We start from the raw sequence: 25,470 nt of genomic DNA, 5'->3' as shown, positions 1-25,470 counted from the left end.
ACAGAAACTTCATTAAAGTTTAACAAAAAAGGAAAGGCAGTTAAATACCCTTCCTTGAAATCTTCTATTATTAAAAACCCCTCGTATATAGCTACCATTGCCACCAGTAGTATATTTCCTTACTCAACAAATTTGCATATAGAGTTCCATGATTAGCTACCATAAAAAGGATCATTAACACAATTCTTTAAGGCGTTCTAAAATAAATCCTATGTCAATTGCCTCTTGCTCCAGCCGCACTCCTTTTTCCAGCATAAAACGTATGGTGGGATAGAATTCATTAAACGCAGGCTTCTCCAAAAGGTTTGCCAATTTCTTGCCGTAGCTTTTTGTAAACGGACTTGCCATTGCCAGGTGCTGTTGCAAAGCACCTTTGTCCATCCCCAGGGCTTTGATTGGCAGGCCCGTTTTATGTCGCAGGTCTGCCAAAATAGAGAACCCTCCGTAATCAATATCTCCCCAGTGGGCGAAGCAAACCTGACGTTGCATTCTTACGCAATAATCCTGCAATTTAAAAAACAGCTCCCGCCGGTAACGGTTGTGGTAGCCTCCCAGGTAAATCATAAAAACTTGCGGCGGTAGAGCTTTAGCCAGCTGGTAAAAGGAGGTCAGGTTTTCCACGCTTAATACTACTTTTGCTCCCAAATAAGTTATCTCCATGTTTTTGATAAACTCCACCGGCAAGCCTACAGCCGGCTGGAACAGGTTTAAATCAGCTTCCTGACCGGAGGCTCTTACCTTTAATGGCCCATGAAAATAAACATACTGGAGGCTGTCGATTATTCCAAACTCAGCCAAAATTGATTTTTTATCATCTTCTCTTTCTTCCCAAGCGGCCAAAGCAGGGTGATATTCTTTAAGGACTCTGATCACCGTATTTTCCACCTGCTCCAAAGCCTTGGAGTTTTGCAGCAGTTGCAGGCTAAAAACCCGCTTGGGGATTTCTTCCTTAATTTCCGGCAAAGCAGCCATAACCTTGAGCACTTTTTCAAAAGCCGCTAAATCGTCCAAATCAACATAAGCGGCAATCCCTTTTCCTTCTGTTATCCTTGTACTTATTTCCTGTACGAATTGCCGCGCCCAGGGCTCCAAATCCGGCAGATATTTGTCTAAAAGTTTTAAACAGGCTCCCTCCTTATCTGCCCGGGAGACCCTGCCCAGAAACGCATAGGCTTTGTCCAGGTTCAGAGCATTTAAACTGATCTTCTCCAGGATATTCCCTTCCTCATGCTTTTGCCAAATTAGCTGCACCAATTCTTGCTGTTCCAAACCTAAAGCGGCCTCATTTATTTCCTCTTTATAACGGGGTGTACTGTCGTCATAATAAAGAGGGAAGGTTTCCTTCACTTTGATGCTGATGCTGCGTTTAACCGCTTCTTCGTTAATTCTTTGGCTGCTTCGCTCATATTTATCCAATAACAAATTGAGGATTTTTTTACCATAATCCATCTAACCTTACCTCGCAGCTGAGAGCTTCTCCTTTTGTTCATCCTGCCAGGTCTCTTCCAGCAGCTGCATTTGCCTGTAGTCAGTCAGCCAAGTGTCGTGACCTTCCCGCATGACTACCACCGTGGTGGAAACATGGGGCGCTATGACCTCGCACTTATCCGAGGGAGCAGCCACAATCACCTGCATCCCGCACTGCCTGATAAATTTCAAGCAGGCTTCAATCCTCTCCCCATCCATGCGGTTAAACGCCTCGTCAAACATCATCAACCTGATACTGTCATTGCTGTTCCGCACCCGGTACAGCTGCATAAACGAGGCCACAATGGCTACGTAATAAGGTGTTTGGGTTTCTCCCCCGGACTTTTCCCGGCAAACTTTGGAATAGGTGGAAGTCTCCCCGTTAGCGTGGTGAATCTTAATGTCATAATCCAAGAAAGTACGGTAGTCGGTGAATAATTCCAGGCTGCTTTTGATTTGCTCCGCATCCTGGTGCAAAATCCGGTCAAAGAGCTCGTCCATGGCCTCCTGGTGTTTGGCATGAAAGGACCCTTCAAAAAGAGAGCCGCCGGCATCCAACTGCTCAGTATCCATTACCATATCGTAAAACTTCTTGTATTCCGTTGAGGGCATAACCTGAAAATGATACTTATCCTGCCCGAACTGCACCCCCGCCAAAGCCTGGTTTAATTTAGCAAATTCAGCTTTGGCCAAGTCGATATTCTCTTTCAGTTTGTAAATAAAGCTCTCCTTAAATTCCCGTTCGGCATTGTTTTTAGCCAGGTTAATCCTTTCCTCGTATTCAGGCAGCTCGCTCTCGAGCAGCTTCTGCCTTTCGGCTTCAAAATCAGCCAGGTTGTCCGGGTCTAAGGAGCCCCCAAAATGATAGGCATTGTTGTAACCTGCCAGTTCTTTAACCAGTTCGTTTTTCAGATTGTTATATTTCGTTTCCAGTGTTTTGCGGTTGGCTTCGAAATCCCGGGCCAGTTGACCAGGTGACCTGTGTTTAAGCTCGTTGGGGTAACGGGCCAGGCCCCTGGCCGCAGCATCAGGGTTCTCCTGGACAAAGCTGTCCAATTCTTGCTCCCTGTAGGCCATTTGCTGGGATATAGCATCTTCATTTTGGTGATAATTTTTTAGATTATTTTCCAACTGTCCGGCTTCGCGGATGAATTTGGCATGCTGACCTTTCAGTTTAATCAACTCATCTTTAGCCTGCTGCAGTTGGGCCTGCAGGGTCTCTATACCGCTTAAATCAAAGTTCTCCAGGGACTGACGGGTTTGAGCAATTTTTTCTGCCAGCTCAGCCTTTTGCCGGAATGCGCCCAGGTGCTGCTTAACCTGGAAGTAACCTTCTTCCTTGCCGCTGACCAGCTTGATTCCCCGAAAGAAAGTATCTTTGGCAAGCTCCAACTGCTGCTTTTCTTCAGTCAGTTCCTCCAGCCGTTTTTCCCGGAGCTCAATCTGCCGGGCAAAGGCCCGCCGGCCGATGAAAGGAGTTTCATAAACTTTAAAATCTATCTGGCGGGCGGTATGGTTGCCATAGGTCATACAGGTAGGAGTAATGGCCCGCTTATATTTTTTCAAGTCCTCCTCCCGCTCGCACTTCATCACCCTGCCCAAGAGCAAATTCACATACCCCTGGGCATAGGGATTGGAGGCAGTTACTTCTTCCGCCAGCGATCCCCGCTCCCTGGCATTTAAATAAGCTAACATGCGCTGCGTATTGACGAGACCCACACCATGGATCTGCTTTTCCCTTTTATAACGTTCATAAAGTTTTAATGCTCCGTCAAAATGCTCCGGTTCTACAATCAAATCAAAACGCTGGGTATTGAGATACCCTTCCACCGCATCCTGCCATTTTTCGTTGGGGATTTCCAAAAGTTCGCACAGCACCTGGGGATTGCAGCCCTTGGGGCCAAGTTTCCGGAGCAAAAGCTCTTTTAATGCTGTAACCTCTTTGCGGAAGACTAATTTTTTCTCCCGCAGGTGCTTTAGTTCAGTTTGGATCTGCTCTTCTTCCTGGCCCAATTCTTTGAGCTTCGCTTCCAGTGTGTAGAGTTCCTGGCGCATTCTATTTTCCAAGGACTTCTGCACTTCCTGGGTCCGGATTAAACTGCTCAAAACTTTCCCTTCATCTTCGGGAACCAAGCCTTGGGCCATTTGCTGGAAAAAGCTGCGCCCTTCCTCCAGGGCCAGACGATCATCTTCATTCAGTAAAGAACCGAAAAGCTCCTGCACCTGGCTCAATGCCTCGTTTTCCACCTGGCTCATGCGGCGCAGCATGCCCACATGCCTGCTGACTTCCGCAAACTTTGCTTCCTGCTCCCGCAGGTTTTGCTCCAGGCTTTGGTAAGCCACATACTCCTCGTTTCTGCTTAAATTAATCTGCAATTCAGTAACGAGATTTTCCCCTTCTTCGATAGCCTTATGCAAATCTTGAATGCGCTTTTCAGTAAGGTCCAAAGCAAGTTCCGTATCCCGGCGAGCCTTCCGGATGCTTTCCAACTCCCGCCTGGTCTCCTCATAATACCCGCGCCGGATAATGTATTCCTGCACCAGAATTTTTTCCCGCTCGTTTTTCAATTGCCCACCCAGGCTAAATATTTTTTCCAGGTATTCCAGCTTGGCCCTGGTAACCCGGGCCAGCTCCGCGTATTCCCGGTAGCGACGGAAATTCTCCTGCATAGCCTCGATGTTGATTTTCTTTTCATCCAAGACATAATCATAGACAAACTTGCGCAGGTCAACGATGGGCTTGAAGGAAATAGCTTTGACAAACAATGTAAAAAAGCGGTCGCTCAGCATCCCTAACTTGTGGGTTAATGCTTTCTGATAACTTTCCACCGTTGGATAAACATCGGCTTTGAGGTTAGCCCAACGTGCTTTCAAAGTTCGGGCACTGTAGACTTTTCTTCCTTCGGTAAACAGCTTGTCCTCAATTCTGGCATCTTCAATTTTAAAGAACCTGCTGTCCACCTGGGAATCATTTTCCCTGGTATCTGCTGCAACACCCACAATAAAGTATTTTTTCTTCACAGTGTCATAAAACTCCAGGGCTACTACGGAAGTGACATCCCCTTGCCGCAGGTAGCGCACCCCTGTTTCCGTATCGCTCCCCGTTTTACAGCGCAAATACCCAAGGAGGTTGCGTCGGGTTTCTTCATGGGCGGAAACGTTGAAGCGAATGCGGTTCAAATTGGCTACCAATACGTATTGAATGGCATCTAGAATGGTAGATTTGCCTGAGCCATTGTCGCCGGTGAACAAGACCGAGCCCTTGATGTCTACTGTTTCATTAGTGAAGTAATGCCAGTTAAGGAGTTTGATTTTGGTCAATTCCTTCATGCCGGTTCCTCCCCTCCTGACGGAATACCGCTTTCGCCACTGCCGTAGGCAGCCAGTTTGTCATATAGCTCTTTTATATCCTCAACTCTGACGGCCAGCAGCAAGCTGGGGAAAATCTCTAGCCGGCAGTCGGGATCGGCAGGATCGCTGTCCAGGTTTTGCAGGATATTATAGCGTTTTAACATGTTTATCGTCTCCCGTATAACTTTGCGGTCTAAAGGCTTCTCCCTGATCTTCAAGGCCAGGTAACGTTCCTGAATATCCCTGGTGGTTAAGAGCACATTCTCCGCTAAACTTAACTCGGTACGCTTTTTTTCCTCGTAGCATAGGCGGATAATCAACAGGATTATGCTTTCTTCCATTTTCAATTTTTCCCGGTTGAAGCCGTATGTGTTCACCAGCTGGAAAACACCCAGGGGACGATCATGGATTAACTCCCAACCGGAAAGGGAAAAGTATTCCCGCATCAGCTCGTAGTGCCTTTCCAAAAAATAATAATCCTTTTTGTTTTGCTCATTTTTCCGGGTAATAAAGGTGGTCGACAGGAGCCGGTTGGCTACCCGGATAAAATCCTCTTTTTCTTGATTCCGCAGGTTATGAAAAGCTTCTCCGATATTCATAGCACTTTCAACCCTTTCCGCTTAATCCGGAAATCCCTGTAGGCAAAACCGTGGGAGAAAACTTGCTCCTTGCTCCACTGGTCAATCTTGTATTGCACTTTTTTCGAGTTTGCAAAAATAGCCGTATAAATCAGGTAAATGTAATCCTCTATGCTTGCTATACTCAGCTCCTTAGCCATAATTTCCTGCCTGTTCCCCATGCGCTCCAAAATCCAGGCGTTAACTTTCTCTTTAGTGATCCTCTTGGCCATGCGCTCAAGGTAGGATTTCAGCCGCTCTTCCTTTACTTCCGGGTCTTCCTCCGGCTCCTGCAGTTCACCGCCGGCATGCTCCCGGGCCGGGCTTCTGGGCACAGCCAGCGAGTTTATGTCCAAAAAACCTTGGCTGAACAAATTAAAGACATTATTAACATCCTCCATATTTTGGCTGTCAAATTCCCTTTCCCGCTGGCAAGCTGCCAAAAATTTCAAGATCTCCAGCAGCTGCCCTTCCGTGTTTTTGCCGGAACTCAGCAGGTACTCCACCTGGCGCAGTGAAGCGCTGGCGTATTGGCTGTTCCGGCGGTCGATTTCTTCCAGCAGCTCATCCATACCGCTGTAAACCTGGATAATGGTTTCCAGTTTACGGTAAGTTTCAACCCGGGCTTCCTCCTCATTGGGCTGCCTCTCCATACGTACTTCCTGGCGCACTACCTCTTCCACCCATAGCGGGTCATTAAGCCATTCATTGATTTTGGATATAATTTTCGGACGGTAGCGAGACACGTTATCAGCAGTTTTTAAGCGGTGATATGCTTTATCCAGCACTTCCAACTTATACTCATGGAAATGCTGACGTAAAATATCTGCCGCCCTGTCCTGGGCCAGCATTCTTTCCATATACCTCTTAATGTTATGGTTCAAAGCCTTCAGGTGATTGACCAGCTCCTGGGTAACCTCGAAAGCTCTCTCCAAAGCCAGATGGGGTTGGCGCAGTGCTTCATCCGAAGTTACAGCGGTGTAGGCGGCATAAATATAGCTCTGGTACTCCACCTGTTTGTTCTGCCGGATTTTATCCAAGGTATCCAGAATTTTACTGGCATAGTCGGGCAGATTGATATACTGCTTGTAATTAGCCCAGATTTCAATTTTCACCCAACCTGTTTGTTCCAGTTTGCGCAACAAAGTCCCTGCTTTAGAGCGCAAAGAAGAATCCCCGTCTCCCCCCGCAAGTTCCTCTTCCAGGGATTCCAGAAAATTGGGCTGGGCTCCCCTTGTTTCCAAGTAATCCTGGATAATGTCCAGAATTACTTCCCGCTCCATGCCAAAACTGGTCATCTGATACTGGTCGTAAATCCGGAAAAGGATAGCCGCATAGTCCTCTTTCAAAGGACTGGCCAGGAGGCTGAACAGTCTTTCCGGTATTATGGCAAATAACTCCATAATTTCTCCTTATTGCAACCGTTTTCTTTGAATATCTACATTTTAACACAAAATGCCTTAAATAATAAACAAATAGACTAATAGATGAAAAAAAGCCTTTGGGAACTCCCAAAGGCCAAGATTTGCTGTTAACGACTTGCGCCTCCGCCTCCGGAAGAGCCTCCGCCAAAGCCTCCGAAGCCTCCTCCCCCGCCGAAGCTGCCGCCTCCAAAACCTCCACCGCTAAAAGGTCCACCCCAGAAAGGACCGTTGTTGAAATAACGGCGCCGTCCTCCGCCGCCCCGGTTATTCATAGAGACGATAATTATTAAGACAATGATAAAGATCAATATCTCCACGGGGAAACCGCCTTCCCCATCACCACCGCTGTCTACGTTATACCTTTCCAACTGGGCAAGAGCCTCTTCTTTATTTAAGTCAAGCCCGTATTCATCGGCCACAAGCTTAGCTATTGCCATATACCCTTGATAGATACCGGTACTGTAATCGCCGGGTTCCCAGGCCGGAAGCACATATTCATCCAGAATCCTGCCCGCTTTACCATCAGGGATTGCCCCTTCCAGGCCGTACCCTACCTCAATTCTTACCCTGCCGCTGCGTCCGGCCAACACGTTTTCCTTGTTGACCAATAGTAAAACTCCATTGTTTTTTTGCCGGTCACCTATGCCCCAAGAGCGAAAGAGCTCATTAGCATATTCCTCAATAGGGTAGCCACCTAAACTGTCAACGGTAACTACGACCACCTCTGCCCCGCCGGCCCGCTCCAAAGCCGCTCCCACAGCCATGATGTCACGGGCTTGGTCAGCTTCCAGCATCCCGGCAAAGTCGTGAACATAAACATTCTCGTCCGGGGCCGGTGGAATTGGAGCTGCGGCCCAGGCAGGCCAAGAAAGCAACAAAATGAAAAGCAGGGGTAGGAGCAACAGTTTTAATTTTTTCATATCTTTCTCCCTACTTCAGTGTTTTTATTTCGAAGTAAAATCAACTTTGGGAGCACTTTCCGCACCGGGTGCAGCTTCAAAGTAATCTTTCTTGTCAAAACCTAACATACCTGCAAATATGACTGTGGGAAAACTCCGGATCTTGCTGTTATAGACTCTTACAACATCATTATAGTCCTTCCTGGCTACAGCAATCCTGTTTTCTGTACCTGCCAGCTCATCGGCAAGCTGGCGGAAATTAGCATCGGCTTTCAGGTTCGGGTAATTTTCCACAACAACCAGCAGGCGGGATAGGGCGCCGGAAAGCTCGTTTTCTGCAGAAATCCTTTCCTTAACGCTGCCGGCTCCTGCTAGCTTTGCCCGTGCATCAGCTACTGCTTGAACAGCTTCACGTTCATGAATGGAATAACCCTTCACCGTTTCAACCAGGTTAGGAATTAAGTCAGCCCTGCGCTGCAGCTGGTTTTCCACCTGGCTCCAACTGCCGTTGACCTGTTCCTCCAAAGCAACCAGGCTGTTATAACTGCCAAAAACTGAAGATACCAACAACCCAATGACCAGGATAATTATACCAAAAATAATTAATCCTTTTTTCAATTGCTTCCCCTCCCATATTTAATTAAAAAATTGCCAAAAGCTTTATCGGCTTGCCGCACACTATCATTATATCACAGCTATCATATTCAACTCGGGGAACAAACTTGTAGATTTCTTGAAAATTGTTAAAATGCCCACCCCTGCTGAGCCAGTCCTCACAGTAACTTTTTGATTTATTTCTGTATTGCAGGTTTAAATCCCTTACCCAAAATTTCGCTGGCTTCCCCAATAATTATGAATGCTTCCGGGTCGATTTCGGAAACCAGCCTTTTTAAACGGTAGATATCCGCCCAATGGACAGCGCACATCAGCACTTCTTTAGCCTGGTGAGTATATGCCCCCTCACCCTTCAAAACGGTAACACCCCGTCCAATTTCCCCTACAATTGCCTGGGTAATGGTTTCACCCCGTTCTGAAATAATAAAGATGATTTTTGTTGGCAGCCCGGTCTGAATGGCATCGATAACTTTCGAGCTGACAAAAAAAGATACGAGAGTGTACATAGCTACTTTAGGACCTACGAAATAAGCAACCATGGCCATTACAACAACGTTGATGAGCATGCCAACTTGGCCGAGGCCAATTCCATATTTACGGTTTAGGGCTTTACAGATAATGTCCGCACCACCTGCCGAGCCCCCTTGGGAATAACAAATTCCCCCTCCAATCCCTACTACTACACCCCCAAATACGGCGCCCAGAAACGGGTCTGGTGTTTTAATCAAGTCTATCCCTTGAAGTAAATCAACTAAGATTGAAAACAGAGTAACCGCATATAAAGTCTTAAAGATAAACTCGCGATTAATAGTAAAATATCCCCAAATGTACAAAGGGATGTTTAACAGCAAGTTAACCAGACCAACGGGAGTATTGAACAAGTAATGCAGCAAAATAGCAATGCCGCTGATCCCGCCCAATGTCAGGTGAGTAGGGATAATTATCCCTTGTACCCCTAACACGAGGATAAAAATACCGATGGTGATTTTTAAGTATTCAATAAATTTCTTTTTTATGGTAAACTCTCCTTCCCTTAAACTGATTACTTAAATTAGACTTAAATGCAGTAAAACCCTTCCTGTTTTGATTAAACCTTTGTTAAGAGAGCTAATTGCGATGTTCCAGGAGTCAGATGGGACAAGGAATGAGAGAAACACAAAAATATATTTTCTCCCAAGATACATGCCATAAAGGCTAATTATAGCCTCATGTCCTAAGACTTAGCTAAGCAATAAAATAAGGCAGGCAAATCCCCTAAGTGGTAAAATGTAAGTGATCAAATCATTAACCCAAAAAGGAGGTTGCCTGCATGGCTATTATACCACAACTCAAGCTATTTAGCTGGAACGAAATTGAAGGACTGGGTGACTTAGAACGATTGCGGCTCGTACTAGAGTACATGCCAGATGAAGAATTGATGCGGCTATTGGAAGCAAAGCGAGGAAAGGGTCGGGATGATTACCCAGTGCGGGCGATGTGGAATTCAGTGCTTGCAGGAATAGTATTTCAACATGATAGCGTAGAAAAATTACGGCGTGAACTGGGCCGGAACGGGCAACTCCGTGATATGTGTGGATTTAAAGGTACGGCAGTACCTCCGGCTTGGGTTTATACACGTTTTTTAAAGAGCATAGTCGAATATACTGAAGAGCTCGATAACATTTTAGATCGCCTCGTTGAGCAGTTGCAAGAGATTTTGCCTGAATTCGGCAAGCGTCTAGCCATCGACAGTAAAGCGATCTCGTCTTACGCTAAGCAGCAGAATAAGAATCAAACACCTGATGGCAGGCGAGATACTGATGCCGATTATGGCAAAAAAGAATACAAGGGTGTAACCGAAGATGGCAGACTATGGGAAAAGATCATCAAATGGTTTGGCTACAAGTTACATTTAGTCGTAGATGCAACTTATGAACTACCAGTAGCCTTTAAAGTTACCAAAGCCTCGGCTTCGGATATTAAAGAAGGTCATGCCATGCTTGAACAAATAGAGCGGAGGCAACCAGAGATATTGAAAACAGCAGAGACCCTAGCAGCAGACAAGGGTTATGATGACACAAAGCTTATTGAAAAGTGCTGGGATAAGTATCAAATCAAACCGGTCATCGATATCCGTAATATGTGGAAAGACGGAGAAGAAACACGGTTGCTGAGCGGAAAGGAAAACGTAGTCTATAACTACAAAGGTAATGTATACTGCTATTGCCCGAAGACAAATACCCGGCGGGAGATGCCCAGTGGGGGATTTGAAAAAGACCGTAATACACTAAAGAAGCTATGCTGTGCCGAACATTACGGAATAGAATGTAAAGGCCGGGAACAATGCCCAGTAGCACAAGGGATACGTATACCCCTTTCAGAAGATCGGAGAATCTTTACGCCGATCGATCGAGCAAGCCAAAAGTGGGAAAAAGAATACGATAAGCGCACCAGCGTTGAGCGAGTAAACAGCCGTATTGACGTATCATTTGGCTTTGAACTGCATACGATCCGGGGCATGGCCAAGATGAAAATGCGATGTGGATTAGCATTATGTGTCATGTTAGCTATGGCGTTAGGACGAGTGAAAGAAAAGCAGGCAGATAAAATGAGAAGCTTGGTAGCTGCAGTTTAGCCACTATCATAAGTGAATAATAAATTTTAGAAAAGATATTCACAGGCCTAAATTGTGGATAACAGGACTTTTATGCTTTTTTAAAGGTTGAACTGTCAAAATATCTGTGATCCAAGTTTAAAACTTAAAAATTTAGAATGAGAAGTATTCCAATGTCATGACCTATAGAGAAAAAAAGAGTACAAAGCAAAAAGCTCTAAGAATAACAAGTGATTGCCAAGACGCCAATTTTTGGTTATGCTAAAGTAACAGACTATAATCAATAAAATTCGGGTAATTGCATATCCTAAAATATAATCAGCTGCAGGGAGTTGGCATTTTTGATTCCGTTGCGCGACAGTGTACGACCAAAGAGTTTTCCTTTTATAAACTACTCGCTTATCATTTTAAATATCTATGTTTTCTATAAACAACTGCAGCTCTTCCCGGATGAGCTCGAGCCTTTTTTGCAAACTTACGGTGTCATCCCCGCTAAAATGGCTGAACTCTCCCCTTGGCTGCTTTTGAGCGGGCAGTGGGAACCCTTCCTTCCCTTTGTCACTTCACTTTTTCTTCATGGCAGCCTTTTACACATTGGAGGTAACATGCTCTATCTCTGGGTTTTCGGTGACAACGTGGAAGACAGACTGGGGCATTTCAGGTACTTGCTTTTCTATCTGATTGCCGGTATAGCGGGAAGCCTGGCCCATATCTATTTCAACCCCGACTCCAGCGTCCCCACAATCGGTGCCAGCGGCGCCATTGCCGGGGTGTTGGGGGCCTATTTCCTCGCTTTTCCCAAAGCCAGGGTGCTGGCTTTGGTTCCTATTGCCTTTTTTGTGACCATTACCGAAGTGCGGGCCGTCTTTTTCCTCTTTCTATGGTTTATCTTGCAGGTGTTGAATGGTTTAACAGCTCTTGGGGTGGGCAGAAATGCACAGATGGTAGCATGGTGGGCCCATATCGGCGGTTTTGCTGCCGGGGCATTCTTCTTTAAATTATTCAAAAAAAGAAAATAAGGTGCCGCAAGGCACCTTTCAGCTTGTAGACAAATGCAAAAATTATAACCCATTGTGTGTAGCTGCGACATTATGACAAGCCCTAGAGCGCTCTGCGAAGAGTTTGACTGGAAGCGGACGAGCGGCACGGACGCCGCGAGAGCGGTGGAGCGATAGGACGTCGCGTCACCGCGTGCCGCTGGAAGTCAAACGCTTAAGCAGCAAGCGCTCTTGGCGATAGTCTTTGGAGCAGCGGTACAAGGGTTACAATTTTGCGAGGGCTAATAATACTTTGTCGACGGTCTGTAAGGTGCCGCAAGGCACCTTTTGCTGTTGAATGCTAGCCTGCGGTGATTAGCACCGGGGTAAAATTCACATAGTCGCAAGCTACTAAATGATATTCTATACCTCCGATATTCCCCGTTACTGCACTCCGCTGTACTTCCCCATGCAAGTGACCGTAAACACAAGTTTGCACACCGTACCTATGCATAAGTTCCACGAAGCCGGAAGGTTCCTGTCTGTTATTAAAAGGAGGGTAATGGAGCATCACAATTATTTCCCTGTCACCGGATGCTTTAGCTGCTTTTAGAGAATTTTCCAGACGTATTAACTCCCGCTCATAGATTTTCAAATCATGGGCGGTAAAATTGTCATCGTTGGGGCAAATCCACCCCCTGCTGCCACAGATAGCTTTTCCTTCAACTACTTCGAAAGTGTTTTGCACCACCTCAATACTCCCAGGCAAAACCTGCTTCATTTTTTTTAAACTTTGCCACCACAGATCATGATTGCCTTTAATCAGGATTTTGCGCCCAGGGAGTTGGCCGATAAATTCCAGATCAGGTACAGCTTCCTCCAACTTCAGTGCCCAGGAATGATCGCCGCAGAGTAAAACCGTATCCTCCGCCTTGACTGTGTTAAACCAGTTAACTTTTATTTTTTCCGCGTGATTTTCCCAAGCCTTCCCAAATTTGCTCATTGGTTTATCTTGAGCAAAGGAAAGATGTAAATCAGCCAGTGCATAGATTGCCATTGTTCTCTCCGCCTGTCCTAAGCTATAATGATTAAATCATCATATTCCCCGGTTTTTCTTAATTTCCTTCCTATCAAGCTCTAGTAAAGCTAACTTATCAAAAGTTCCGGCAGGATGCCGGAAGCGTGAGGAATTATACCTACTTTGCCTCCTGGCCGCAGTTTATCCTGTGCTTTAGCCAAAGCCTCTTGCAAAGAGCGGGCACACTCCACCATCAGCTTTCCGGTGACAGCACTGTCTAAAGCTGATACTAAAATCACCCTGTTCTGGGCTACTTTTTTAGCCCAGAGATAGGCTTTATGGGGGCCAATACAAAATGGCTCGTGCTTAAAAGTTTTTATTAGCTCAGCCGGGCAGGAAAATCTACCTAGATAGTCCATGAAATCTCGGTTGCCTGCTCCCTGCTCGCATTTGGCAACTAAAATAACAACACCGTCAGGCTTTAAGATCTGAACCCCTGCATTTAACGCTTTTTGTGCCTGATACAAGTTTAAATCTTTAGGGTAGCCGCCCGCAGAAACAATGACCAGGTCTTTTTTTCCTTGCACCGGCGCACGGTAAAATTGCTTGGCAAACTCCACAGCCTCGGTGTAACTCTCCACTAAGCAGCCTGCATTTATAAATACAGGCTGCTTAAAGGAATCTGTAATTACGTTAATGAGGAAATTCAACCCGCTCATTCTCCCAATTTCCTCGATTTCCTGGCGGGCAGGGTTGTTCAGAATATTGCCGGCTCGACACGCAGGGTGATCCAATAAAGCGTGGTTAGCAGTTATGGTTTCCTTTCCGCCCAGCCCAATGGCAACGCTTTTTGCCCCGCCGGAGAAACCCGCTATCTGGTGAGGCTGCACCAATCCAATAGCTATTTTGACTTCAGCCTGCAAAAATTGTGCATCGATTTTAACTGGCGTACCCCTGCTGGTTTTTCCTATATACTGCAAATAGCGCTCAGCAGCTTCATGTACCACAATCTTGAAGTTTTGGGCGGCATACTCTCCAACTATCTGCTTTATTTCTTCCTGGCCGGGGGCTTGGTGCAGTCCACAGGCAATAAAAAGAGTCAGACGTTCCCTGGTCATTCCCCATTTTTCCAGTTGGGACCAAAGCTGCTCCAGAATTTCCCCATTTGGCACAGGTCGCGATACATCGCTAACCACCACCGCCAGGGAATCAGACAAAGCAATTTTTTCAAAATCAATATTTGCTAAGGCCTGGGCAATTAACTCTCGCTTATTTAACCCCCCTGTTTTCTGCGGGAGATCTATAACTTCTGTTTCAACTCCGGCAGGCAATTCAGCCTGCTCATAGCCTTTACCATAAGGAATACTTATTTTCATTTACCCGACTCCTACTGAAAGAATTTCTGTTTAGTATTCCTTATTCCGTTTATCTCCAACCATTCCGTCTGAAGTTTAAAAAAAATGCTAAACGCCGCCAATGACGTTTAGCATCCTGCTCTTCAGGTTAGAGTAGCGGCGCAAAACCTTTTGCACCTTCCGCTTTTGTATTATTTATACCCAGCAGTTTTTCAGCTGCTTTACCTATAATGCGTATGCCATCTTCGATAGCCTCCGGATAAACCGCGGCAAAACTCAGGCGGAAATACTTGCTGGAGCGGGAGGTGGGGTAAAATACCGAACCCGGCACAAACAAGACATCCCGTCTGGCACATTCCAGATATAGTTCCTGGGCTGAGCAGCCCTGGGGCAACGCCAGCCAAAAAGTTAACCCACCGCCAGGAAGATAAAACTCTATTTCCCGGGGCAAATAAGATTGCAGTGCCTGGGCCATGGCATTGTAGCGTTCCTGGTAAATTTCCCTCATGTACATAATATGCTTTTGCCAAATGCCTTTCCGCAAATACAAATCAAATGCTCTCTGGATAAGACCGGAGGTAGATATATCGGAAGTGTGTTTGGCAGCAAGCACTTCCCCGTAAATAGTTTGAGGTACTGAAAGAAACGCCAAACGTAAACCGGGCATAAAGATCTTGGAAAAGCTCTTGATATAAATCACCCGGTTTTGCTCATCAAGCGCCTTCAAAGGTGCAAGTTCCTGACCGCTGTAATCCAGCTCGCTTAAATAATCATCCTCGATAATCAGCGTATCATAACGATTGGCTAGTTCCAATAGAACCCGCTTCTTAACATAAGAATAAGAATATCCGGTAGGATTTTGAAAATGGGGCATCACATAAATAAAGCGCGGGTGATGCTTTTTCAGCTTATCCTCCAGTAAATCTATATTTATGCCATCCTGCTCGATAGGGACTTCAATAATTTGCGCCCCCCGGGATTTAAAGGCGGCGATAGCTCCGGTGTAAGTTGGGCTTTCAACCACCAGATAGTCGCCAAAATTCAGCAGCGCTTTGGCCAAAATATCAATACCCTGCTGAGCGCCCGAAATGATCTGAATATCTCCCGGGTCTATGCTGCTCCCAAAATCCCGCAGGTAAACAGCGATTGATTCCCGCAACGGGTAAAAACCTTGGCTTTCCTGATATCCAAAAGCAAAACCCTTGTCCCTCTCCAGCACTTCGTTTAAAACATTTTTAAAATCTTCTACCGGAAACAGCTCCGGCGTTGGGGTGGCACTGGCAAAGTTGATGGTATTGGGGCCTATCCGGATTTGACCTTGATCCATGAGTTTTAATTCTTCAGGCTGCAACTCGTCTGTCAGTTCTTCTGCATTCATTTTAATGCCTGCTTTTAACTCCGCTACATAGGTGCCACTACCTACTTTTGAATAAACATAATTATTTTGTTCCAAAAGCTTGTAAGCGTTGACCACAGTAATGCTGTTTACACCTAATTGTTCCGCCAGTTTGCGAATGGGCGGCAGCTTGTAGTCAGCATGCAGCTGTTTATTCTCGATTAATTTCTGCAACTTGCCGTATAACTGCAAATAGAGAGGCTGATCTGACTGTTTGTTTAATTGAATCGATTCAATCAAATCCACGTTTTCACCTACCATATCATTGACAATACAATTCATCGGTGTCATAATTGTATTGGCAACAAGATGTATTGCAATTGTATCGATACATACATTGTAACAAAATCTCAAGGAGTTGTCAAATTTTAGTATTTAAAGGAGGTAAATATTGTGACAGACCGCTATGAATTAAACAAAAACCTAGCCCAAATGTTAAAAGGGGGGGTTATTATGGACGTGACCACTCCAGAGCAGGCTGAAATTGCGGAAGCGGCAGGTGCAGTAGCCGTTATGGCCTTAGAGAGGGTTCCGGCCGACATCCGCAAAGAAGGCGGCGTGGCCCGCATGTCGGATCCAAAATTGATCAAAGAAATTAAAGCAGCAGTTAGTATTCCCGTTATGGCTAAAGTACGAATTGGACATTTTGTAGAGGCCCAAATTTTACAGGAAATTGGCATTGATTACATAGACGAGAGCGAAGTGTTAACTCCGGCCGATGAAATGTTTCACATCAATAAGCGTGATTTTAAAATCCCTTTTGTTTGCGGCGCCCGGAACTTAGGAGAAGCTCTCCGGCGTATTGGAGAAGGTGCCTCCATGATACGTACCAAAGGAGAAGCCGGCACCGGCAACGTGGTAGAAGCAGTGCGCCACATGCGTACCATGCTCTCGGAAATACGTAAGCTGCAATTAATGCCAAAGGAAGAGTTAATGTCTGCTGCCAAAGAAATGGGAGCTCCCTTCCACCTGGTAGAATATGTGGCTGAATATGGCAGACTGCCTGTGGTAAACTTCGCAGCAGGCGGTATAGCCACGCCGGCTGACGCAGCACTAATGATGCAATTGGGTTGCGACGGTGTCTTTGTAGGGTCAGGCATTTTTAAATCAGGCGACCCTGCCAAAAGAGCCAAAGCCATTGTGCGAGCAACTACCTATTATAACGATCCTAAAATTATTGCAGAAGTTTCTGAGGATTTGGGTGAACCCATGGTTGGCATTGAAATAGATAAAATTATTGAAGAAAACCGGATGGCCAAAAGAGGGTGGTAAACATGTTAACTATCGGTGTCCTTGCCCTGCAAGGGGGAGTTAAGGAGCACCTCCAGATGCTGCAGCAATTACCAGGAATTGAAGCGAAGAGTATTAAAAAGCCAGAAGAACTTAACGCCATTCAAGGGTTAATAATCCCCGGGGGTGAAAGTACAACTATAGGCGAACTGATGAATGACTTTGGCCTGAAAGAACCTGTCAAAAGGTGCGCCCAAGCGGGCTTGCCAATCTGGGGGACCTGCGCCGGACTTATTCTTCTGGCGAAGAAAATAGTAAATCAGGCTGAAAGCCACTTGGACCTGTTGGATATTTCAGTTCGGCGCAACGGCTACGGCAGCCAGCTGGACAGTTTTATAGCTTATCAAGTTTTCCCCAAAATAAGCCCCAATAAAATACCTCTGGTCTTCATTCGCGCCCCTTACGTTGAAGCGGTAGGTAGAGGAGTTGAAGTGCTGGGAGAATTGGACGGGAAAATCATCGCTGTAGAACAGGAAAATCTGTTAGCAACTTCTTTTCACCCCGAATTGACTAAGGATTTGACTTTTCATCGTTATTTTATAAAAAAAGTGAAAAATTATATCCAGCATCAAAAATCTGTAAACAGCTAACATAAAAACCTCTGGCTTTCCAGAGGCTTTTGTGTTTTTATGTTCTAACATTGCGGAGCGTGTCGCTTCGTAACCCTACCCGCATAGCTTCTACAGCCAAGACCTCATGATGGTGAATATTGCCCAGGTTAACGTTGGATCCAAAACGTGCAATCAAATGTTGCTGCTGACTTTTTAACGGGGCTTCCCAGAGAATGGTGTTTAAATCGCGCACGCCCAAAATCAGGGAATCAAGCACCGGCTCAATGATATTCCCGTAACAGTCATAAATTATTACCCCTTGACCTGATTCACGCCCTTCGATAATGACTTTTTCCACACCGTCTTCCAAATCGGATTCGATAGTGCGAATAATTTGCGCAATTGATGCCGGACTATTAGGATCATTTTTCCCCACTTCTGATACTACTTTAAACCCGGCCTCTTTTGCCCGTTTAATGGCTGAAGACCTGGTGGCACTATCCATCTCGATGGTACCATCGGAAACTTCAATGTAGGAATAACCCATGTAATGGCACAATTCCAGGAATTCTTCCAATTTATGCTGCATGACTGCTACCTCTAAAAATGTTCCCCCCGGAAAGATATCCACACCGTAAGAACGCACCAAAGAGATCTTTTCCTCCAATAGTTTGGTTGAGTACAGCGATGAAGTGCCAAAACCAAGCTTATATAAATCGATATACCTGGCAGCCATGTCCAAAAGCTCTTTCGTCTCCGTAAGGCATAAACCGGTATCGATCACCATAGTTAGACCGCTGTCCCTAGGCTTAGCCTGCCTGTCTGCCAGGGGAAACTCCAACACTTCCCGCCAACCGTGGCCCGCTTTATTCTTAGCAGGAGCTAAATTACCTGTCAGTTCTTTTTTCGTTGTTTTAACCAGCTGTTCAAATTGAGCAAATACTCTTCCCCTGATCTCGGCAAATTCCACACTCGCCCTGTCCCGTGGCCTGGGTAGCGGGATCCCAATCACAGCTTTAATTCGACCGGGTGAAGGTGTCATAATTGCAATCCGGTCGGCAAGGTAGACTGCTTCATCTATATCGTGGGTTACAAAAACTACAGTCCTTTGCTCCTTTTCCCAAATAGAAGTAATTTCGTCCTGCATTTGCATGCGTGTGAAAGCATCCAGGGCACCAAAAGGTTCATCCATCAGAATGATCTTGGGATTTAAACTAAGGGCCCTGGCGATGGCAACCCGCTGTTTCATCCCCCCGGAAAGCTGGTAAGGGTAGACATGCTCAAAGCCCTTTAATCCCACCATGGTTAAATATTTGGAGGAAATGTCCTGTCTTTCCCGGCGTCCTAGCTTGCGTAACTCCAGGCCAAATTCCACATTGCCTTGCACCGTTCTCCAAGGGAATAAACCATAATCTTGAAAAACCATACCCCGGTCCTGACCGGGCCCGATTACTTCTCTGCCATCAATTATGATCTGACCAGAATCAGCGTTTTCCAAACCTCCCAGAATTTTTAGCAAAGTGCTTTTGCCACATCCCGAAGGACCTAATAAGCAGATAAACTCCTTGTCATTTATCTCCAATGAAACATCTTCCAAAGCAGTTATATTTTTTTGTCTATTCTTTAAGGGGTAGTGTTTTGTAACCTTATGAATTTTAATGGCCATTCATTTCACCTCTTTGCCTAGTAGCGCCACTTCACAAGCTTTCGTTCAGCGCCGCGGATCATGGAGAAACAGAGGGAACCCATAGCCCCAATGACAACCATGCCCACAATGGTATCGGCATAGGCCATTAATGTGTAGGAAGTCCAAGTGAAATAGCCTATACCAAACTTACCGGAGATCATTTCTGCAGCGATTACACTCATCCAGGATACTCCTGTGCCAACAGTAAAACCGGTAAAGATAAAAGGCAGAACGGCCGGAAACACCACTCTGGTTACAATTTGCCGGTGCCTTGCCCCCATAGATTTAGCTGCATCCAACAATACCTGGGGTATGCTTTTTACCCCGGCAATTGTATTGATTAAGATAGGGAAAAAGGCACCCAAAAACGTTATATACAGGATACTGCCTTCTACCGTTGGAAAAAGCAAGATAGCTACCGGAATCCAGGAAATCTGAGGTATAGGGCGAAGCATCTCAAAAACAGGAAACAGTACTTCTCTCCCCCAGCCAGATAGACCGATGAACAGCCCCAGCGGTACTGCTATCACTAAAGCTGCAACGCTGCCAAGAGCTATCCTGATGAAACTGCTAAAAATATGATAATAGAAACCTTGATCCTGTAGCAGCTTTAATAAAGCAGTTACCACTTGTACAGGTGACGGTAAATTGCCGAACATTAAAGGATACATGACGTTGAAACTAACCAGCAACTGCCACGTCGCCAGAAAGATGGCGACTCCCCAAAATTTTCTACTGACCTTGATAAAGCGCAAAACAACTTTTGGCATTTCCGTACCCTCCAAGGACCTAGTACAGCTTATCTTTAACCCATTGGCCTTTAAGCTCATCTGCAGTTAAATATTCAAGGCCCGAATTCTTGACTGCCTCTTCCAAATAACTGGTGTCTACAAATTTTTCCAGGTCAAGGGAGGTAAGCTTTCCAAGCTTAATTAAAAAATCCCGGCTGCCTTGCAGTGTTTCCAGGTCCTTAGCATAAATAGCTGCATCAAAACGGATACTTTTGACCATTTGCTTAGCTACTTCCAATGGGTATCCCGATTCTTCGGCAAAAATTCGGGCAGCTTCTTCAGGCTGTTCCCGAATAAATTTATGAGCTTCAATTAAAGCCTGTAAAAAAGCCACTACGTAGCTGCGGTTTGCTTCTGCCCAGGGGCGGTCAGCCACTATTCCATCCAAATAATCAACCTGAGTTTCAGTACCATCGATTAGGATCCGGCCATTGTCCTTGAAAAGCATCAAACCGGGGTAGGGCTCCCAGGTGGCATGGGCGGCAATTTTATTCTGTTCTATACTTGTCATGCCGACTGTGACATCCTGGTTGGTAATGGTGACCTGTTCTGTCAAACCGTATTTGTCCAACACTTCCAAAAGCATACGGTGAGCACTGGAGCCAATTACCGTAGAAATTGTAGCTCCTTTTAAATCCGTTACTTTGGTAACACCGTCTTTAGGAACTACCAAGGCTTGGTTTTTGCCTTTTTCCCCTTTTCCGTCAAAGGCAATAAAAACCGATTGATAGTTGCGCATAGTTTGACCTTTTTCCCCATTGATCAGGATGGGCATATCGCCCATAAAGGAAAGCTGCAGCTTACCCGCAATCATATTATTGGTCAGGGGCGGCCCCGAGGGGGAGTTGAACCATTCCACTACAAATTGGGTTTCGGGGGCTACTTTGCTGAGATATTTTTCATATAACTTGAGGTTTTTGACAATTAATGCTCCCCAGGTTTGGGCTGTAGGGGCCTGATAACCGATTCCGATGATTACCTTGCCCTGGGCCTGCTGTGGTTGGTTACCCGGCCCGGTGGATAAAGCGGGTTGCTTGCTGCCGCAACCCGCTGTGAGGAGAATAAGGCACAGTACAACGGTTAAAAGTAAACTAAATTTTCGCCGGTACATATACCATTCCCCTCTCGTTATCTGACTAAGTATGGAATCTCCACGGTAATTGCCTGCATAGGGCAATCCTTTTCGCAAGCGTCACAATACCAGCATTCGTCGTATTTCATATAGGGTTTGTTGTCATCGTTCATGCGGAGTACATCCATAGGGCAAATCTCCACACATAACCCACAGCCGTTGCATTGTTCGTTCACTTTGAAATTACTGCTCATAATGTTACCTCCCCCTAACCCGTACCGGTTTGGTATAAATTTCCATTTTGCCGGCTGCCGGGTTCTTTTTAATTATCACGTGCTTTAGCCAATTGGCATCATCCCGTTCAGGGTAATCGGCACGCAGATGCAGGAATCCCCAACGGCTTTCCTTTCTGTACTTGGAAGCTTCCGCAGCCATAATAGCACAATCCAGAATGCATTCCACTTCCAATGCTTTCCCCAGCTCATGGAAGTCTGCAGCATAGAGCATCGGCAAATCTTCTTCCGCAAAACGACGGAAGCGTTCCAAGGCAATATCCAAACGATGCTCGGTTTTCGGAGGAAACAGGTAGTCGCTGACTGTCTTACGTAATTTATACTCCATTAACGCGGGTTTGATGCCTTCCTTCCTCTGCAGCGGAGCAAAAACCCTGTCTCTTTCCTGCTCAATTTGCCCCGGGTCGGGCTCAAGCCAGGAAAATTCTTTAGCCCATTCAGCTGCATTACTCCCGGCTATACCTCCGAAAACAAAAGCACCTGCCAGATACTGATGCGGAACGCATGCCACATCACCTGCCACAAACAATCCCGGCACCGATGATTCAGCCCGCTCGTTAACCCAAACACCTGAAGAACTGTGACCGCTGCATAAAGTGGGTTCGCTCAGATGTAACTCCACCATATGCTCCCTGATATCTACCCGGCGCCCGGCGTTGAATTTTCCTCTGCTTGGTCGCTCATTAACATAAAGGATATTTTCCAGGGTACGGATTGTCTCCTCATCTAAATGGTTCATTTTTAAATATACCGGCCCGCGGCCGGCATCAATTTCCTCTTTTATTTTGCTCAAAAGGTGTCCAGACCAGTAACCGGTTGTTGTAAACCTCTCGCCAAAAGCGTTAGCCATGTACCCCCCGTAAGGGCTGACCACATACCCACAAGAAGGTCCGTTATAATCCTTAATAAGAGGGTTAATCTGAAAACATTCCAAACCTGTTAACTCCGCCCCCGCCCGGTAGGCCATGGCATAGCCGTCCCCGGCGTTACCCGGAAACTCGTAGGTAGCCGTCAAGTAACCGGATGCAGGAAGCCCAAAACGCCCGGCAGCGCCTGTTGTCAAAACTACCGCTTTGGCGTTGACAACGACAAATTCTCCGGTCCTGGTATTGAGCGCGGTTGCCCCTGTCACTTTGCCTTCCCTGGTCAGCAAGCTGGTCACGGTATGCCTGTTTAAAACCTCCACACCCCGTTTTACAACTTCCCGGGCCAAGATCTTTTTCAGGTCCTCCGCATCCATAGGTACGGTATATCTGCCTTCGGGATGAATATGGTGGACTATAAAGTTTCCGTTTTCATCTTTAGGAAACTTGACTCCCCAACTTTCCAGTTCCGACAACATCGGGTAGCTTTGCCGGGCTAAAACATAGCAAGTTTCCTGATCCAACACACCATCGTTGGCTTTGGTGACTTCCTCCACGTATTTTTCCGGTGTTGCCACGCCGGGAACAACAGCGTTATTCACCGCGTCCATCCCCCTGGCAATAGCGCCGCTACGTTCAATATGGGCTTTTTCCAGTACTAAGACATTAAGCTCGGGGGCTTTTTCTTTGGCCTTAATGGCTGCATATGTACCTGCACTGCCGCCCCCAATTATTAAAACATCGGTTGTAATTGTTATGTACAAACCTATCCCTCCTTGCAGAGCTGCATTTTTGTTACACGCCTAAACTCATATTATTCACCTACAGCTTAAAAGTGCTTGAGTGGAAACTTAATTTGCCTGGTAACGGCTGGAGAGAGGGGCTTAGAAAAGCTGTAAAAGAAAAAAGACCGGCATAACAAAGCCGGTCTTGTTAGAAACTTACAATTCGGTTAAAGCTTTATCAACTAGTCTACTTACTGCCTGCCCGTCCGCTTTGCCCTTTAGCTTCGGCATCAAATAGCCCATTACTTTGCCTTTTTCCTTGGGACCGGCAGGATTAAGAACAGCAATACTTTCCCTGATCACCCGCATAATCTCATCTTCCCCCATCAGCTGTGGCAGGTACTGGTTCAAGATTGCTATTTCCCGTTCCAAAGCTTCCACTTTGTCGGGATGTCCGGAAAACTGCGGTATAGCATCCTTCCGCTGCTTGACTTCTTTAAACAGCACTTCTATAATCTCTTCTTGGCTTAGATCTTGGCCTTTTTTGATTTTTGCATTTTGTATTGCTGCTTTGGCCATACGGATTGTAGATACCTTTTCTTTTTCACCGCTTTTCATAGCCGTTTTTAAATCTTCGTTCAATTGTTCCAACACGGACATTTTTAACCACCCCTAACTAATTGTAACTTACAATGAAGCCAATTTAAACTATTGCCCAGTTAAAGGTGGATTATATATTATCATCTTGTACTGGGTTTACTACCTCTTCCAAATAGGATTCTACCGTTGGATAATTTAAACGCTCCTTTACGACGGCAGGGAGTTGCTTTTTTCTTTTCTTTTGAGGAATAGGAATGTATTGTCCCATCGCCTTCACTTTAACTGCGCCCATTTCTCTAGTCAGCATTTATTTTCCCTCCTTACTTATAATTTTGCTATTTTTCGCTGGTTTTAAAACATTTTTCGTGATTTTCTATTTACTTTTTGTGAAATATTTGTCGCATAGTTGACCGCAGAAGTAACAAAATAATTTAAACGGGAAAAAGGAGGCTGCATTTTTGGAAATAAATAATTTTGACCAATGGTTGGATACTCTAGGCACTGCCCTGGAAAAAGCTAAGGCGGCTGGCCTACCCAATAAACTAATCAGCAAATCAGCAGCAAAACTCGGGGATTTTTTGGCGGAGAATATTAAGCCCGACATCCCGGAAAACCGCCTGCTAAAAGAAATGTGGACGGTAGGTGGCGTTGAGGAGCAGGAAGCTTTAGTCAGCATGCTGATTAAACTTATTGAAAACAGAAAAATACATTAAAAAGGCAGGGTTTAATTGCCCTGCTTTTTTAATTCCTGCAAAAATTCTTTTAGCTTGAAAACATCCTGGGCATATGTTTGGGCTAACTGACGGCGGTAAATAATGCTTGCAGGGTGATAAAGGGGAAAAATAAAGCATCCATATTTCGCCGAATAAAAATATTTCCCATGGTAATCCTCGAGACGTGCCTGTTTGCCTAAAATCGTACTTAGCGGCACACCGCCCAACGTGGCAATTACCTTTGGCTTAACGAGGCCTATTTCCGCCTCTACCCATGAAGAGCAACTCTTAATTTCCGCCGAGGTTGGTTTGCGATTGGCATAGGGGCCGAATCTACCCCGGCTGGAAGGCTTGGTGGGACGGCACTTTACAGTATTCCCAAGATAACAATGTTTGCGGTCCAAATCGATTTGGGCTAAAAAGTCGGTTAAAATTTTTCCGGCTTCTCCGGAGAAAGGCTCACCGGAAACCATATCTTCATGGCCCCCCGGAGCCTCACCCAGCAGGAATAAAACAGTTTTCTGCGGCTTTCGATCCAAAACAACGTTAGTCCTGGTCTTATATAACGAGCATTTAGTGCAGTTTTCAATTCCTTTTCTTAGTTCAGCAAAGCTTTTCAAAACCCCGGTCTCCTTTATCTTGAAATTGTATGTAATCAGCTAACATCGGAGTATCACCTATAATATATAATAATCCTGGCCATAGTTTAAAATAAATTTTAATGGATATATGAAAAATGATTGAAGAATTTATGTGAACGATTGTACTTTCACGTGTATCGTTGTATTATAATAATTAGATAAGCGGAAATAAATGCATTCCCGCATATTGTGAGGTGTATCTTATGGAAAACGTTAAAAATGAACTGGAAATGCTCACTGCTAAGGCGGAAACCTTGAAAGCTATTGCTCACCCGGTACGCCTCTGCATCCTCAAGGGCCTGCTGGATTCGGGAGCATGCAACGTCAGCAAGATGCAATATTGTCTTGATTTGCCACAGTCTACCATCTCCCAGCATTTATCCAAATTACGCATGTCCGGTCTTATTACTGCCCAGCGCCAAGGTATTGAGGTTTATTATAGCATAACCGATGAGCAAGTAAGAAAGTTGATTTCGGCTCTTTTTAACTAGCTTTTTACAGTCCCCAGTTGGACCTCAGTCAAAAACAGTTG

24 protein-coding genes are annotated in these 25,470 nt (G+C 45.6%); 6 read left to right on the top strand and 18 right to left on the bottom strand.

Annotation, left to right across the window (positions count from 1 at the left end):
• Window positions 1-174: 174 nt before the first annotated feature.
• From EYS13_RS02655 to EYS13_RS02625, 7 genes are all read right to left on the bottom strand, one after another.
• Window positions 175-1,449 carry a Wadjet anti-phage system protein JetD domain-containing protein gene (locus EYS13_RS02655; protein WP_227765676.1) on the bottom strand — a complete coding sequence of 425 codons (1,275 nt, stop codon included), beginning with the start codon at window positions 1,447-1,449 and terminating at the stop codon, window positions 175-177.
• A 6-nt stretch (window positions 1,450-1,455) separates the two neighbouring features.
• Window positions 1,456-4,797, bottom strand: coding sequence for an ATP-binding protein (locus EYS13_RS02650; RefSeq protein WP_227765675.1), 3,342 nt, complete (start codon window positions 4,795-4,797; stop codon window positions 1,456-1,458).
• On the bottom strand, window positions 4,794-5,417 hold the full coding sequence (locus EYS13_RS02645) for a DUF4194 domain-containing protein (protein WP_227765673.1): 624 nt from the start codon (window positions 5,415-5,417) through the stop codon (window positions 4,794-4,796). Before EYS13_RS02645 ends, EYS13_RS02650 begins: the two co-directional genes overlap by 4 nt.
• Window positions 5,414-6,838: a Wadjet anti-phage system protein JetA family protein gene (locus tag EYS13_RS02640; RefSeq protein WP_227765671.1), complete on the bottom strand. Its 1,425-nt coding sequence runs from the start codon at window positions 6,836-6,838 to the stop codon at window positions 5,414-5,416. The genes EYS13_RS02645 and EYS13_RS02640 overlap by 4 nt, the downstream gene beginning before the upstream one ends.
• Before the next feature lie 128 nt (window positions 6,839-6,966).
• On the bottom strand, window positions 6,967-7,779 hold the full coding sequence (locus EYS13_RS02635; protein WP_227765669.1) for a TPM domain-containing protein: 813 nt from the start codon (window positions 7,777-7,779) through the stop codon (window positions 6,967-6,969).
• Between the two features lie 24 nt (window positions 7,780-7,803).
• Window positions 7,804-8,376 carry a LemA family protein gene (locus EYS13_RS02630; protein ID WP_227765667.1) on the bottom strand — a complete coding sequence of 191 codons (573 nt, stop codon included), beginning with the start codon at window positions 8,374-8,376 and terminating at the stop codon, window positions 7,804-7,806.
• A 173-nt stretch (window positions 8,377-8,549) separates the two neighbouring features.
• A complete protein-coding gene (locus EYS13_RS02625) occupies window positions 8,550-9,359 on the bottom strand; it encodes a YitT family protein (protein ID WP_265332438.1) in 810 nt (269 codons plus the stop codon).
• Between the two features lie 323 nt (window positions 9,360-9,682).
• Here EYS13_RS02625 and EYS13_RS02620 point away from each other — a divergent pair, with 323 nt between their 5' ends.
• The gene (locus EYS13_RS02620; protein WP_227762444.1) at window positions 9,683-10,987 is read left to right on the top strand and encodes a transposase; all 1,305 of its coding nucleotides are present in this window, start codon (window positions 9,683-9,685) and stop codon (window positions 10,985-10,987) included.
• A 320-nt stretch (window positions 10,988-11,307) separates the two neighbouring features.
• Entirely contained in the window at window positions 11,308-11,985 is a 678-nt protein-coding gene (locus tag EYS13_RS02615) for a rhomboid family intramembrane serine protease (protein ID WP_227765663.1), read from the top strand.
• Between the two features lie 319 nt (window positions 11,986-12,304).
• On the opposite strand, the gene EYS13_RS02610 is transcribed toward EYS13_RS02615, so the two are convergent.
• The 3 genes from EYS13_RS02610 to pdxR form a co-directional block, all read right to left on the bottom strand.
• On the bottom strand, window positions 12,305-13,000 hold the full coding sequence (locus EYS13_RS02610; RefSeq protein ID WP_227765660.1) for a metallophosphoesterase: 696 nt from the start codon (window positions 12,998-13,000) through the stop codon (window positions 12,305-12,307).
• An 89-nt stretch (window positions 13,001-13,089) separates the two neighbouring features.
• The gene (gene larAH5, locus EYS13_RS02605; protein ID WP_227765658.1) at window positions 13,090-14,337 is read right to left on the bottom strand and encodes a nickel-dependent malate racemase, LarAH5 family; all 1,248 of its coding nucleotides are present in this window, start codon (window positions 14,335-14,337) and stop codon (window positions 13,090-13,092) included.
• Between the two features lie 127 nt (window positions 14,338-14,464).
• Window positions 14,465-15,949: a MocR-like pyridoxine biosynthesis transcription factor PdxR gene (pdxR, locus tag EYS13_RS02600; protein ID WP_423055314.1), complete on the bottom strand. Its 1,485-nt coding sequence runs from the start codon at window positions 15,947-15,949 to the stop codon at window positions 14,465-14,467.
• A gap of 156 nt (window positions 15,950-16,105) precedes the next feature.
• On the opposite strand from pdxR, the gene pdxS reads away from it, so the two are divergent.
• Together pdxS and pdxT are read left to right on the top strand one after the other, a co-directional pair.
• The gene (gene pdxS, locus EYS13_RS02595) at window positions 16,106-16,984 is read left to right on the top strand and encodes a pyridoxal 5'-phosphate synthase lyase subunit PdxS (protein WP_227765654.1); all 879 of its coding nucleotides are present in this window, start codon (window positions 16,106-16,108) and stop codon (window positions 16,982-16,984) included.
• A gap of 2 nt (window positions 16,985-16,986) precedes the next feature.
• A complete protein-coding gene (gene pdxT, locus EYS13_RS02590) occupies window positions 16,987-17,592 on the top strand; it encodes a pyridoxal 5'-phosphate synthase glutaminase subunit PdxT (RefSeq protein ID WP_227765653.1) in 606 nt (201 codons plus the stop codon).
• Window positions 17,593-17,629: 37 nt separating this feature from the next.
• On the opposite strand, the gene comA is transcribed toward pdxT, so the two are convergent.
• The 7 genes from comA to EYS13_RS02555 all read right to left on the bottom strand — a co-directional run bounded on the left by comA (window position 17,630) and on the right by EYS13_RS02555 (window position 23,891).
• Window positions 17,630-19,219 (bottom strand): phosphosulfolactate synthase, encoded by a 1,590-nt coding sequence (comA, locus tag EYS13_RS02585; protein WP_227765651.1) that lies wholly within the window; start codon window positions 19,217-19,219, stop codon window positions 17,630-17,632.
• Window positions 19,220-19,236: 17 nt separating this feature from the next.
• Entirely contained in the window at window positions 19,237-20,010 is a 774-nt protein-coding gene (locus EYS13_RS02580; RefSeq protein WP_227765647.1) for an ABC transporter permease, read from the bottom strand.
• Between the two features lie 19 nt (window positions 20,011-20,029).
• Entirely contained in the window at window positions 20,030-21,142 is a 1,113-nt protein-coding gene (locus EYS13_RS02575; protein ID WP_227765644.1) for an ABC transporter substrate-binding protein, read from the bottom strand.
• A gap of 17 nt (window positions 21,143-21,159) precedes the next feature.
• The gene (locus EYS13_RS02570) at window positions 21,160-21,357 is read right to left on the bottom strand and encodes a 4Fe-4S dicluster domain-containing protein (RefSeq protein ID WP_227765642.1); all 198 of its coding nucleotides are present in this window, start codon (window positions 21,355-21,357) and stop codon (window positions 21,160-21,162) included.
• Window positions 21,358-21,361: 4 nt separating this feature from the next.
• The gene (locus tag EYS13_RS02565; RefSeq protein ID WP_227765640.1) at window positions 21,362-23,023 is read right to left on the bottom strand and encodes a fumarate reductase/succinate dehydrogenase flavoprotein subunit; all 1,662 of its coding nucleotides are present in this window, start codon (window positions 23,021-23,023) and stop codon (window positions 21,362-21,364) included.
• A 177-nt stretch (window positions 23,024-23,200) separates the two neighbouring features.
• On the bottom strand, window positions 23,201-23,644 hold the full coding sequence (locus EYS13_RS02560) for a GatB/YqeY domain-containing protein (RefSeq protein WP_227765638.1): 444 nt from the start codon (window positions 23,642-23,644) through the stop codon (window positions 23,201-23,203).
• A 70-nt stretch (window positions 23,645-23,714) separates the two neighbouring features.
• A complete protein-coding gene (locus EYS13_RS02555; RefSeq protein ID WP_227765636.1) occupies window positions 23,715-23,891 on the bottom strand; it encodes a hypothetical protein in 177 nt (58 codons plus the stop codon).
• A 151-nt stretch (window positions 23,892-24,042) separates the two neighbouring features.
• On the opposite strand from EYS13_RS02555, the gene EYS13_RS02550 reads away from it, so the two are divergent.
• Window positions 24,043-24,297, top strand: coding sequence for a DUF3243 domain-containing protein (locus tag EYS13_RS02550; RefSeq protein ID WP_227765633.1), 255 nt, complete (start codon window positions 24,043-24,045; stop codon window positions 24,295-24,297).
• 11 nt (window positions 24,298-24,308) lie between these two features.
• On the opposite strand, the gene EYS13_RS02545 is transcribed toward EYS13_RS02550, so the two are convergent.
• Window positions 24,309-24,917, bottom strand: coding sequence for a uracil-DNA glycosylase (locus tag EYS13_RS02545; RefSeq protein ID WP_227765632.1), 609 nt, complete (start codon window positions 24,915-24,917; stop codon window positions 24,309-24,311).
• Window positions 24,918-25,141: 224 nt separating this feature from the next.
• On the opposite strand from EYS13_RS02545, the gene EYS13_RS02540 reads away from it, so the two are divergent.
• Complete coding sequence (locus tag EYS13_RS02540; protein ID WP_227765630.1) at window positions 25,142-25,429, top strand: ArsR/SmtB family transcription factor; 288 nt, start codon at window positions 25,142-25,144, stop codon at window positions 25,427-25,429.
• The last annotated feature ends 41 nt before the right edge of the window (window positions 25,430-25,470 follow it).

Source organism: Zhaonella formicivorans (assembly GCF_004353525.1).
GTDB lineage: Bacteria > Bacillota > DUOV01 > DUOV01 > Zhaonellaceae > Zhaonella > Zhaonella formicivorans.
Note: the sequence above shows the minus strand (reverse complement) of the source record. Positions and strands in the feature narration are given on the sequence as shown.